This window comes from Carnobacterium sp. (assembly GCF_049673005.1).
Taxonomy (GTDB): domain Bacteria; phylum Bacillota; class Bacilli; order Lactobacillales; family Carnobacteriaceae; genus Carnobacterium_A.
The window spans coordinates 1-13,440 of the sequence record NZ_JBATXB010000004.1 but is presented as its reverse complement, the minus strand read 5'-3'; the positions used below and the strand labels follow the sequence as shown (position 1 = coordinate 13,440).

Sequence of the window (13,440 nt, the reverse complement as noted above, 5' to 3'; positions counted from 1 at the left end):
ATCCTAAGAAGTTTGGTTGCTTATTTTATTTTATTTAAATAATCAATAGCATCTTGAAAATTTTTAATTGGAACAATTTTTATATCAGTATTTATTTTTTCAGCAGCATCTAGGGCTTCTTCATAATTTGATTGCAACTGAGGGTAATTTTTTTTAACCGTAGGATCTATAGAATCATCTGGTGCAAAAAATATAGTAGCTCCTTCTTTACTGGCAGCAACAACTTTTTTATTAATACCGCCTATTCTTCCAATTGTTCCCTCTGGAGAAATTGTACCTGTACCTGCAATTTCATTGTTTTTCCGCAAATTTTGATTGGTTAGCTGAGAGTATATTTGCAAAGCAAACATGAATCCTGCTGAGGGGCCTCCTATTTCATCCGAATCAACAGAAACAGGTATATCTGTTTCTATTGAAGTATGATCTACTAAACTAATACCTAATCCGGGAAGATTAGTTTGCTCTATTTGCATTAACGGTGCAGCAATAGTTTTAGTTGTGCCATTACGTTGGTAAGTTACCTCTATCGTTTGTCCAGGTTTCTTATTTTTCACGTAGTCAATAAATTCAGCAGAACTCTTAAATTTTTGATCATCTAAAGCTACTATTGTATCTCCAACAAGTATTTTCCCTGAAAAATTTGATTTTGGTAAAACAGACATAACATAAATACCTTTGTAAGTTACTTTGTAGGATTCTCCTGCAGTTTTATAGGCTAATTCAATGGCTGCATTAATTGAACTCTCCATAAAATATTTTTGCAAGTTTTCATATTCTTCATCTGATTCAGTCATACCCAGAAGCTCTTTTTCAGTTACACCTTCATGAAAAGGTAAATACTTTGTAAAGTAGGTTAATGGGGTAGCTCTACGAATAGAGACTGTGGTTAACATAAAACTACCTGGATTTTCATCCGCTTTATCGTCAACTTTAATTAATTCAGATAAACGAATAGCTGATCCAGGAGATTCGATATAATAAGGCAAAGGTACGACTAATCCCAAAACAATCACAAGAATAAGTACGAACCAAATAATACGTTTCGTATTTTTTTTGTTCTTCATTGAACTCATCCTCTACATAACTTTTATTCTAATAGTTTTTATTTTTCTAATTTAAGAACAGAATACTTTTCTCTAATAGCTCTATCAACATCTGGAGGGACTAATTTTGAAATATCCCCACCAAAAAAAGAAACTTCTTTAATTAAGCTCGAACTCAAAAATCTATGCTGTTGTGAAGCCATTAAAATAATGGTCTCAATATCTGGATTCTGTATTTTATTCATTGCGGCAATATTCATTTCATATTCAAAATCTTCCGCATTACGTAAACCTCTAATGAGTACGTCTGCTCCAACTTTTTTTGCTAAATCTACCGTCAAACCATCTGTGTGTTCAATTACCGAAACATTATCTAGATGGTTTATTGCTAATTGAATTAACTCTATTTTTTCATTTACATCAAACAAATTTTTTTTTGATGTATTTGTAGATACCGCTACAAACACATGATCAAATAATGTAGCAGAACGATTAATAGTATCAAGGTGTCCATTTGTTAAAGGATCAAAACTTCCTGGAAAAAGAGCTTTTCTAATCATTCTTATTCTCTCCCTCAATAAAAACTTCGTACAATACTATTTTACTAGCCCCATAAACAGTGGATCTAAATTGTTTAGCTAAGCTAATTTCGTTTGGTAAATCAACTTTTCTCCCAACCTCGCAAATAATGATTGCTTTATCCGCTAATAAATTTAAAGACATGATTTTTTCAAGTTGTTTAACAATTTCTTGTTCAAAATAAGGTGGATCTATAAAAAGGACATCGAATTGACTATTTTTGGCTGCTAACATTTCAATAGAACGATTAGCATCACTTCGATAAACATCAAATTTATTCTTTTCTTTAGTCATTTCAATATTCTCTTTTATAATCTTAATTGCAGAAATATCTCTATCAACGAGCACTGCATGATCCATTCCTCTAGAGATAGCCTCGATAGATAAACCACCACTGCCAGCAAATAAATCTAAACAATTCCCTCCATCAAAATAAGGCCCGATAATGTTAAATATAGATTCTTTTACTTTATCAGATGTTGGTCTTGTTCCCTCACCTGGAACAGACTTTAGTTTTCTTCCGCCATAATTACCAGAAATAACTCTCATTAAAACACCAATCCTTCTTTACTTTTTATTTTCTTTAAAAAAAGAGGTTGGAACATGAATCCCCCCCTCTTTAATCTGTGTGATTATTTTTGAATACTTTTTTCATTCAATTAATTACTTTTTGCCTCAATTTTTTTTAAACTAGGATTACTACAATGAAGCGATTGTTTCTCATCTTCTTCAACTTCTCCGACTTCTTTTCTAGGAGATGTTTTTTTAAGAACTTCTTTAAAATCCATATTAATTAGTGGTCTGTAAGATTGTTCTACTTGTCTTACAAAATGTAATTCTTTGAGTTTACGAACAGTTGTTTCTAACTCTGTACGATTTACATAGATGACAACATATTTCATTCGTTTTGATACATAGTGAATCAAACCAAAACGTTTGAGAGTTTTCATATGTCTTAAACTATAAACCCAAACCACTATACCTTGTCTTTCGTTTAATGTGAGTTCCAATTAGCATCCTCCTTTCCTTATACCGTATTTATTCCTCATAATCCTCTTCTTTATCTAATATAAACATAACCTCTTCTCCACGAAAAGCAAAGCCAAATCTTTTCATCGAAGGATCTGTTAAAATTGAACGTTGATTCTCTAGGCTAAACCAATAGGTTATCAGCCAAGTGGCATCAGTAAATTGATTAGAGTAAACAACGCGGGGGTCTGCTAAGGACATTTTATTCATTTTTAAATAGTCTTGAATATCCTGATTCGTTAAAACTGGAAGATTGGCTTCTTCAAAATTTTTATTTTCATTTGGCGAATCTACTTTCTCTGAGCTCTCAGTTTGAGTTAGTTCTTCCTCACTTAGCTGTTTTGAACTAGATTCATTTTGACTAAGAAAGATATTTTCAGCCATTAACGAAAGCTCAACACTATAAGATAACTCAGGAAGATCATACCGTTTCCTGAGTGCATTAAGTGTAATCTCAATCTCTTTTGTTTTTTCTTTATTGATAGTCTCAATTTCTATTTTTAAATCTTCATTTTCACTAATTCCATTCTGTGGTAAAACTTCATAAATATCAGATTTCAATAATGTTTGTTTATCTACATAACGGATAGCATTAATTTTATTTGTTTCTCTATCAATCATTAAAATTGAATAAATATCATTTTCAAAAATAACTAATGGGTGATAATTTAAATCATTTTCTGATAGTTCAATCGTATATTTTTCCCCATCATAGTCAATAGAAAAAGTAGGGTACAAAGTAGCTAATTGGTATACTTCTGTTATATCCATACCTACTTTAAATGGAGAGAGATTGAGTGTCGTTCCTAAAACAAAAATAGATGAAATTGTATCTTCTTCAGATACTCCTACCTGAAAATAATCTTTTTCATTATCTCCATATATCCATCGTTCATAACCAATAGATGTTGTTTCGATGCGTAAAGGTTCGCCATAAATCTTTTTAATTGCATCGCTTTTTCTTCCCATATACTGACCTATTCCGGTTAGTGAGAATACTTCTTGTTTAATTGTAGGTGTAGAGGCAGTACTTTTTTCTTTTCTTAATTTAGGCGTAAGTTTCTTTTGAGTAACAATTTCAGAAGGACTATCAGAAATAATTTGAGGAACAAAATAGGTCAGCATTAATAAAACCAAAAAAATAGGGATTGTTCTCAAAATTGTTTTCATTTATTCGATACTCCTAACTCATCTTTATTTAGCAATCATTTCAATTAATAAATCGCCTGTTTCAATGAGGTTGTCCGCTTCCACATAGATTTGATCAATTACGCCATCAAACGTTGCTTTTATCGTTGTTTCCATTTTCATTGCCTCAGTAATAACGATAGGATCTCCTTGACTAACGCGGTCTCCTTTTGAAACTAAAACTTCAATAATCGAACCTGGCATTGTAGCACCAACATGTTGCTTATTAGTTGGTTCAGCCTTTTTGCGAATAACTTTAGTACTTGTAACGCTTCTATCTTTTACTACAACTTCTCTCCCTTGACCATTTAAATCAAAATACATCGTACGATTCCCTTCAGAATTTGGCTCTCCGATTTGATTTAATTTGATAATCAACGTCTTTCCTTTTTCAATCTGAACTTCAATTGATTCACCAGTACGCATTCCGTGAAAGAACGTCGCAGTGTCTAAAACTGTTACATCACCGAATTGTTCATAATTTTTTTGATAATCTAAAAACACTTCAGGATACATAATGTAGCTTAACACATCTTCATCAGAAGGCTCTTTATTAATCAGTTTAGCTAAGTTCATAGTTGTTTGGCTAATATCAATTGGCTTCGCTAAAACTCCAGGTCGAACCGTAATCGGTTGATTTGTTTTTAAAACAATTTTTTGTAATTTCTCTGGAAATCCACCAACTGGCTGACCTAAATCACCCATAAAGAAGCTAATAACAGATTCTGGAAAATCAATTGAGTGACCTTGTTCATATATATCTTCTTCAGTCAACTCATTTTGCACCATAAATAATGCCATATCTCCAACAACTTTTGAAGAAGGAGTTACTTTAATAATATCACCAAACATCTGATTAACTAGTGCGTATACTTTTTTTATTTCATCCCATTTATCTTCTAACCCAACCGCCTTTGCTTGTTGTTTAAGGTTAGAGTATTGACCTCCAGGCATCTCATGCTGATAAACTTCTGTTTGAGGAGCACTTACACCATTTTCAAAATCACTATAGCGTGTCCTAACATCTTCCCAGTAATGATTTATCTGCTGTACATTTTCAATATTTAAAGATGGAACTCGTTGTGTTCCTAATAGTGAATAATAAAGACTGCTCATGCTCGGTTGACTAGTCGCACTGCTCATCGCACTCATTGCAACATCAACAATATCTACACCCGCTTTAACTGCTAAAGCATACGTGAATAGTCCATTTCCACTTGTATCATGGGTATGCAAATGAACAGGAATATCAATCGTTGCTTTTAATTCACTGATTAAACGATAAGCTGCCTCAGGTTTCAAAATCCCTGCCATATCTTTAATAGCAACAATATGAGCTCCTTGGTTTTCTAGTTCTTTAGCCATATTCTTATAATACTCAATCGTATACTTTGTTCTTAAAGGATCATTAATATCCCCTGAGTAACAAATAGATGCTTCAGCTATCTTGCCCGTATCTCTAACAACTTGAATACTTTTCTCCATTTGAGGAATCCAATTCAGACTATCAAAGATACGAAACACATCTACTCCACTTTTTGCTGCCTGTTGAATAAATGATTCAATAACGTTGTCAGGATAGTTCTGATACCCAACAGCATTAGAGCCTCTAAATAACATTTGAAGAAGAGTATTGGGCATTTCTTTTCTTATTTTTTTTAAACGTTCCCATGGATCTTCATTTAAAAATCGATAAGCCACATCAAAAGTAGCTCCTCCCCATACTTCAGAAGAAAACAATTGTGGTATTGCCCTTTCAGTTTCAGCAGCGATATTTAAAAAATCCTGCGTACGTACGCGAGTCGCTAATAAGCTTTGATGGGCATCTCTAAAAGTTGTATCTGTTAACAAAACTTCTTTTGTATTTTTTACCCATTCTGCTACTGCATCTGCACCTTGATGATCTAAAATACTTTTTGCATTTACTGTGGTCTCATCTAACAGCGTTAATTTTTTTGGTCTTCTAGCTGGTTCATAAAACTTCTTTGGAGCCTGTTCAATACCAGGAAATCCATTTACGGTTATATTACTAATATATTTCATGGTTTTATTTCCTCTATCACGAACTTTAGAAAATATAAAAAGTTCAGGAGTAGAATCAATAAATGTCGTTTTCGCTTCTCCTGAAAGGAAAACGGGATGAGAAATAACATTGTCCATAAACGGAATGTTAGTTTTTACACCACGTATACGAAATTCTCTTAATGAGCGCGTCATTTTTTGAGCCGCTAATTCAAATGTAGAAGCATGTGTACAAACCTTAACTAATAAAGAATCAAAAAAGGGAGAAACAACGCTTCCTTGAAATCCATTGCCAGCATCTAGGCGTATGCCAAATCCACCTGGAGAACGATAAGTGTCTATTTTACCTGTATCAGGTAAAAACCCGTTTAAGGGATCTTCCGTTGTTATTCGACATTGAATAGCCGCACCCATTAAAGGAATATTTTCCTGATTTGGAATATTCATTTCTTTATGCAAATCTTTTCCTTGAGAAATTAAAATTTGAGCTTGAACAATGTCGATGCCTGTAATTAATTCTGTAATTGTATGTTCTACTTGCACTCTCGGGTTAACCTCAATAAAGTAAAATTCATCACCTTCAAGTAAAAATTCAACGGTCCCAGCATTAACGTATCCAACATGCTCCATTAATTGAACAGCAGATTCACACATTTCCAGGCGTAACTCATCTGGTATAGAAACGCACGGTGCAACTTCAACCACTTTTTGGTGTCGGCGTTGCACTGAACAATCGCGCTCGTATAAATGAACGATATTTCCGTGAATGTCTCCTAATATTTGAACTTCGATGTGTTTAGGATCTTCAATATAGCGTTCTACGTAGATATCATCATTTCCAAAAGCTGCCTTCGCTTCACTACGTGCTCTTTCAAAACTATCTTTTACTTCATCAACTGAATAGGCTACCCGCATCCCACGACCGCCACCACCTAACGCTGCTTTTATCATAATAGGATACCCAAATGTTTCTCCAAATGCTTGGACTTCTTCAACATTTAATACTGGTCCTTCAGATCCAGGTATAGATTTTATACCTGCAGAAATAGCTGCTTCTTTAGCTTTAAGTTTATCTCCAAAAATGTCTAAATGATGTATCTCTGGACCAATAAAAATAATCCCTTCTTCTTTACATCGTTTAGCAAAATTTAAATTCTCAGATAAAAAGCCGTATCCAGGATGAATCGCATCTGCATTCGAATCTTTTGCTATACGAATCATGTCTTCAATATCTAAATAAGCCTCTATTGGTTTTTTTCCTGCTCCCACCAAATATGCTTCATCAGCCTTAAACCGATGAACAGAACCTTCATCTTCTTGCGAATAAACAGCAACTGTTCCAATATGAAGTTCTGTCAAAGCACGAAATATTCGAATGGCTATTTCTCCTCGGTTAGCTACTAATACTTTTTTCATTATATCGCTCCTAATTTAACAGTTTTTGTTCATCTATACTATTTTTCGTATTATAACTTATTATTTTTTTCATTTTCGTTAATTATTATCTTCAATTTCTTGTTTTCTGTTCATTGCGCTAACATTTAAGACTAATCCGATTGAAATGGTTAATACTATCGTACTCGAACCACCATAACTAATAAAAGGGAATGTTACTCCTGTAATAGGCATAAGCCCTAAGACCCCTCCTAAATTGATTGAAGCTTGAATTAAAAACATGGTAGCTATTCCAATACACATTAAAGAACCAAAAGGATCTTTTGTGCGAATACCAATTAAATAGATTCTCAAAACTAAAAAACTAAAAAGAGATAGAACAACTATTACTCCTACGAGTCCTAACTCTTCTCCTAAGATTGAAATTATAAAATCCGTATAGGGCTCGGGTAAATATCCTGTTTTTTGAACACTTTCTCCAATTCCAACCCCAAAGAGACCACCTCTACTTAAAGCATAATAAGAATTAACTAATTGAAGTCCCGCACTTTCAGAAACTTCAAACGGATCCCAAAAGGCAACAAAACGATCGTATTGATACGGTTGTAAAAAAGGGAGTTTGGTCCCGAAAACCCTCACTAATTCAACTACACCAAGAATGATTGCAATACCTAAAGCTCCCATAGTGATACCCAATTTGGTAGATACTCCACTAGCAAAAATCATGATTATCCCAATAAATAAAATGATAGCTGCTCCTCCAATATCTGGTTGTATAGCAATCAATAAAAGAATAACAGCAAATAAAAATGCAGGTTGTTTCATCGAGGACCAAAAATCACGAACAATTTGTTGTTGTCTTCTAGAAAAGATATAAGCAAAATACCATATCACCGATATTTTAGCGAATTCAGCTGGTTGTATCCCAACTGGTCCAATATCAAGCCACCCTTTTGCTCCGTTAATTTCTTTACCAAAAATAAGTAAATAAATCAAAAGACCTACTATCACTAAGATAGCATTCATGATTAATTTTTTTTGTTTTAAAGCTGTGTACTTTAAAGCAAAAATAAACAGACTAATAAGAAATCCTATACACACAAAAACAGCTTGTTTAATAAAATAAAACTCTGGATTTTTGTCTTGACCAATGGCAACATAACTACTCGCACTATAAACCATTAAAGTACCAAATATAGATAAAATAAAATAAGGAATAAAAATAAACTGGTCTAAATACTTAAATTTTTTAATCATATTATCGGCTTAATTGAAGCCCAAGGCCCCCTTTATCATTCTATCTTTTTTTTTCATCATAAGCCTTTACATACAAATCATTTAATTTTTTTTCCAAGTCACTTAGTATGCGATCTCCTTCATCTGAATGGATTGCTCCTATTTTTTTTGCAAAAGATATTTCTTTCGACAAACCAAACATTTGAGTATCAACAATCTCGTTAAAAGCTGGACATTCAGTGAGACATAACTGATTTTTCTGATTATCAATGAGTTGAAAGATTTTTGTAGCATCATCTAATAAGACATCTAAAGCCTCTTTTTTTTGAACATTATTCAGCATAAAATCTTCCTCCTTTAGTCTAACATTTTCATTATATCAACAATATGCTCATCCAACAATACGAAACCATCTGTATTCTGATAAAACTAGGTTCAACATTTAATGGTTTTTAATTAAAAGTAAAAAAAAGACTATCTGATGAATTATATATTCATTAGATAGTCTTTTAAAAGGTATTAGCCTATTTGAGAGGCTTTATTTTTTTTAGCTGATTTTTCACGTTCGTTTTTGTTTAAAATTTGCTTACGTAAACGAATGCTTTCTGGAGTGATTTCACAATACTCATCTTCACCTAAGAATTCTAGTGATTCTTCTAAAGTCAAATGACGAGGAGCTTTTATAACGTTTGTTTGGTCTTTATTAGCAGAACGAACATTGGTCTTTTGTTTAGCTTTCGTGATGTTAACAGTAATGTCATTTTCACGAGAGTTTTCTCCAACAATCATTCCTTCATAGATTTCAGTTGTTGGTTCGATAAAGATTGTTCCTCTATCCTCAACACCCATGATACCATAAGTTGTAGCTTTTCCAGTTTCAGTTGAAACTAAAGCTCCATTACGACGTCCACCAATCTTAGTTTTTAAACGTGGTAAATATTGGTCAAAAGTATGGTTCATAATTCCGTATCCTCTTGTCATTGAAAGGAATTCTGTAGAATAACCAATCAGACCTCGAGCTGGAGCTAGGAAAGTTAGTTTAACTTGTCCATTACCATTGTTAATCATATCTTGCATTTCGCCTTTACGAGCACTCAATGACTCAATGATTGATCCCATATATTCTTCAGGAGTATCAATTTGAACTAACTCAAAAGGTTCACATTGAACCCCATTAAAGTCACGTAAAATAACTTCAGGACGAGATACTTGTAATTCATAACCTTCACGACGCATATTTTCTATTAGAATTGCCAAGTGAAGTTCACCACGTCCAGATACAATCCAAGCATCAGGAGATGCTGTGTTTTCAACACGCATAGAAACATCTGTATGCAATTCAGACATCAAACGGTCTTCAATTTTACGTGAAGTTACCCATTTGCCTTCGCGTCCAGCGAAAGGTGAATTATTTACTAAGAATGTCATTTGTAATGTAGGCTCATCGATGTGTAATACTGGTAAAGGATCAACATGATTTGTGGGCGTTACAGTTTCTCCAACAAAGATATCTTCCATACCAGAAACGGCAATCAAATCTCCTGCTTTTGCTTCATTAATTTCTACACGATCTAGACCGAAGAAACCAAGTAATTTTGTAACACGGAAATTCTTAGTAGACCCGTCTAATTTACTTAATGTAACGCTGTCTCCAACTTTAATTTTCCCACGGAATACGCGACCAATACCAATTCTACCTACATAATCACTATAATCTAAAAGTGAAACTTGGAATTGTAAAGGTTCATCTGAGTTATCAATTGGAGCAGGGATTTCTTTGATAATTGTGTCAAAGATATAGTTCATTGTGTTTTCTTGATCCTCTTTGTCGTCAGAAAAACTACTAGTACCATTCATAGCTGAAGCGTAGATAACTGGGAATTCTAGTTGTTCATCATCAGCACCTAATTCAATAAATAATTCTAATACTTCGTCAACAACTTCTGCTGGACGAGCTGCATCTTTATCAATTTTGTTTACAACTACGATTGGGACTAATTTTTGTTCTAACGCTTTTTTCAATACAAATCTTGTTTGAGGCATTGTACCTTCATAAGAATCGACAACTAAAACTACACCATCAACCATTTTCATGATACGTTCTACTTCTCCACCAAAGTCAGCATGTCCTGGTGTATCCAAGATATTGATGTGAGTGTCTTTGTATTTAACAGCTGTATTTTTAGCTAAGATTGTAATACCACGTTCTTGTTCAATGGCATTTGAATCCATTGCACGTTCAGCCAATTTATTATGAGAATGTAAAGTGTCTGATTGTTTCAATAATTCATCCACTAATGTTGTTTTACCGTGATCGACGTGGGCAATAATAGCTACGTTTCTAAGATCTTCTCTTCTTTTCATTACTAAATTCCTCCATGATTCTTGTCATTATTTCAATACTTCTGATTCGCTATCTATCAAAATGAACATTATTCAATCCAATTTATGCACTTGAACTTTTCATAAGTTTCTGCTCATTTCAGAATGAAAACGCATTGAAAACTTATGAAGACAACTATCAACTTGTACAGTTTAACACTAAAACAAAAGATTGCAAAGAAAAAAGTTTGTGATATCGAAATTTTTTTTAATCCTTTTGATGAAAACGCTTTATTTGACTCAGCTATTTTTCTGTTTTAGAGATATAGTTCATCCTTATTTCTTTATGAGCAGATGGTGTTGCCACAATTGTTTTATTGTATTTCAACATGTCAATTTCTTCCCCATTTAGCTGTGTATAAATTAAGCCCAATTCCTCTGCTATGACTTTTCCAGCGCCAATATCCCACGGAGCTAAAGACGCTCCAATATAAGCCACCAGTTTCCCAGTTGCTACGCGTGTTGTTTCAAGTCCTGCTGATCCAATCATACGCACTCCACTGCTAGCTCTACCAATTTCCCTAGCGTCATCATTTATTTTACTTGTCATTAAACGATGACTTATCGCTACTAGCCCTTCTCTCAGAGGAGTATCTTCTACTTTTTTTAAAGGTTTATCATTTAGATAAGCGCCTTGATTTTTTGATGCAAAATAAAGCTCATTTTTCATTACATCGTATATATAACCTAGATACCCTACTCCATCCTTATAAACACTAACCATAATAGCAAAGTCATATTGTTGTTTTACAAAATTTAAAGTTCCATCAATAGGATCTATTACCCATACAACACCTTTTAAATCCGTAAACTGATGACCTGATCCTTCTTCTCCTAAAATTCTTTCATCAGGAAAATGAGCGTTTATCTTCTCAATAAAAAATTGTTCAATTTCTTTATCAATATTGGTTACTAAATCTGTACGATTTGTTTTTTCTTCTATATTAATAGTTTGATTGAAAGATTGTTTACTTTTATCAGCAGCTTCATAAATCCAATCTTTTATTAATTGCTTTCGCTTAGTTAATTGATTCAAGGACTCACTCCCTCTCTCATGAAATAAGTTAACATGTTTAATTTTTATTTTCTAATTATTTGCTTTTATCCATAAAAATCATTTTTTTATTTGTCTTCTTAGCTTCTTGGTGTACTGCATAGACAGAATAACCTGAAATAGATTCAAATTGACGACTCCATTTTTTTTCTTCTCCAATTGAAGGAATAACCTCTTTAAATTTACGATATACTATTAAAAACTCTTCTTTATTTATTCCTATTTCATACGCCAACTCAACAGCTCTCCATAAGTTTATAACCTTCGTCATTTCTTCTTTTGTCCAATCATAATCCATTGGATAACTATAACTTTTATTTTCCATTATCTTCTCCTCTATCCTTTTTCTATCCAATCTAAATATTCGCGTGTTTCTTTTGCAACTTTAAGCAATTCTTTTTTTTCCGAATCCGAGAAACTAAGTTCAGATATCTTAGTAACACCATCTCCCCCTAACAATACAGGCATAGATAATGGAATATTTACTAAATCAGCTATGTTAACTAGGTGCGTCAACGTAACCAATACTTTCTCATCATTAAATATAAATTTAGATAATTCAATTAAGGCGGATGCCGTTGTAAAATAAGAATTTGTTTCTCTTGAAAATAAGTCTCTTTCTGAAAGAAAAGATTCAATATTAATTCTATCATTTTGATTAAAATTATTTTTCTTATCCATCATTAAACCTAAAATCGGATTGCCTCCAATATTAGAACGACTCCAAGTTGTTACTCTGCTTTGCTTTGAACTTCCTCCAACAATAAAAGCATTAACATCTCTGGAAGAAACTCCTAACTTCTTACTTAGCAATTGTCTGAATAAATTAGAATCAATATAAGTACCTAGTCCAATTATTTTTTCTTTAGGAAGACCCGAAAATTTCCAGACAAGATAAGTAAATATATCTGTTGGTTCTGTAGCAATTAAAACTAATCCACTAAATCCGTTTGCCATAGCTTTTTTTATAACTTTACGCACTAATAATATATTTCTTCTAGTATAAGCATCATTTGATTCATCTATCTTTCTTTCTTCGTGTGCCGTTATAACTAATAAATCAGTAGAAAGAAAGTCTTTTGTATTAGCGATAGAAAAAGAACATTCTGATGAAAAATAAGAAGAAAACTGTAAGTCCCGTATTTTATTCTCTTCTAAAGAAGGCAGTTGATAAAACTTTACTTCTACTGGTTCTAATTTTAACATACTTAAGAACGCAAATTGATAACTTGTTTCATCTGTACCTACAACAATTATTTTTTTTTCTTGTCTCTTATTCACTAAAATCCCTCCATTATACTTTTTTATTTCTATACACAAATTAAGAAAGACTGTTATCTATCTAATTATTATAACAAATTTTTAACAATTTTTTTGTAATATATATCGAGTAGGAGGAGCCTCGCGGCTCCGACCTCTCAGTCGAGTAGCACTAAGGAATTTCACCTTAATGCTCTCACAGAACCGTACGTGAACCTCTCAATTCATACGGCTCCTATCATTCACCTTACG

12 protein-coding genes are annotated in these 13,440 nt (G+C 33.0%); all 12 read right to left on the bottom strand.

The features are described from left to right. Positions 1–20 precede the first annotated feature (20 nt). Entirely contained in the window at positions 21–1,064 is a 1,044-nt protein-coding gene (locus tag WBF61_RS00355) for a SepM family pheromone-processing serine protease (RefSeq protein ID WP_424252910.1), read from the bottom strand. 38 nt (positions 1,065–1,102) lie between these two features. Beyond that, positions 1,103–1,603, bottom strand: a complete 501-nt coding sequence (gene coaD / locus WBF61_RS00350) for a pantetheine-phosphate adenylyltransferase (protein ID WP_424252908.1) — start codon at positions 1,601–1,603, stop codon at positions 1,103–1,105. Continuing rightward, entirely contained in the window at positions 1,596–2,171 is a 576-nt protein-coding gene (rsmD, locus tag WBF61_RS00345; RefSeq protein WP_424252906.1) for a 16S rRNA (guanine(966)-N(2))-methyltransferase RsmD, read from the bottom strand. The genes coaD and rsmD overlap by 8 nt, the downstream gene beginning before the upstream one ends. A gap of 110 nt (positions 2,172–2,281) precedes the next feature. Then, positions 2,282–2,572 carry a DUF2129 domain-containing protein gene (locus WBF61_RS00340; RefSeq protein ID WP_424253016.1) on the bottom strand — a complete coding sequence of 97 codons (291 nt, stop codon included), beginning with the start codon at positions 2,570–2,572 and terminating at the stop codon, positions 2,282–2,284. An 88-nt stretch (positions 2,573–2,660) separates the two neighbouring features. Beyond that, positions 2,661–3,821, bottom strand: a complete 1,161-nt coding sequence (locus WBF61_RS00335) for a CAP-associated domain-containing protein (RefSeq protein ID WP_424252904.1) — start codon at positions 3,819–3,821, stop codon at positions 2,661–2,663. Positions 3,822–3,845: 24 nt separating this feature from the next. Further along, complete coding sequence (locus WBF61_RS00330; RefSeq protein WP_424252902.1) at positions 3,846–7,277, bottom strand: pyruvate carboxylase; 3,432 nt, start codon at positions 7,275–7,277, stop codon at positions 3,846–3,848. 78 nt (positions 7,278–7,355) lie between these two features. Further along, positions 7,356–8,513 (bottom strand): FtsW/RodA/SpoVE family cell cycle protein, encoded by a 1,158-nt coding sequence (locus WBF61_RS00325; RefSeq protein ID WP_424252900.1) that lies wholly within the window; start codon positions 8,511–8,513, stop codon positions 7,356–7,358. Positions 8,514–8,553: 40 nt separating this feature from the next. Next, positions 8,554–8,835 (bottom strand): DUF1507 family protein, encoded by a 282-nt coding sequence (locus WBF61_RS00320; protein ID WP_424252898.1) that lies wholly within the window; start codon positions 8,833–8,835, stop codon positions 8,554–8,556. 176 nt (positions 8,836–9,011) lie between these two features. Continuing rightward, the gene (typA, locus tag WBF61_RS00315) at positions 9,012–10,856 is read right to left on the bottom strand and encodes a translational GTPase TypA (protein WP_424252896.1); all 1,845 of its coding nucleotides are present in this window, start codon (positions 10,854–10,856) and stop codon (positions 9,012–9,014) included. A 262-nt stretch (positions 10,857–11,118) separates the two neighbouring features. Beyond that, positions 11,119–11,910: an inositol monophosphatase family protein gene (locus tag WBF61_RS00310; RefSeq protein WP_424252894.1), complete on the bottom strand. Its 792-nt coding sequence runs from the start codon at positions 11,908–11,910 to the stop codon at positions 11,119–11,121. Positions 11,911–11,965: 55 nt separating this feature from the next. Next, the gene (locus WBF61_RS00305) at positions 11,966–12,253 is read right to left on the bottom strand and encodes a UPF0223 family protein (protein WP_424252892.1); all 288 of its coding nucleotides are present in this window, start codon (positions 12,251–12,253) and stop codon (positions 11,966–11,968) included. Positions 12,254–12,264: 11 nt separating this feature from the next. Continuing rightward, complete coding sequence (locus WBF61_RS00300) at positions 12,265–13,209, bottom strand: lactate/malate family dehydrogenase (RefSeq protein ID WP_424252890.1); 945 nt, start codon at positions 13,207–13,209, stop codon at positions 12,265–12,267. Between the last annotated feature and the right edge of the window lie 231 nt (positions 13,210–13,440).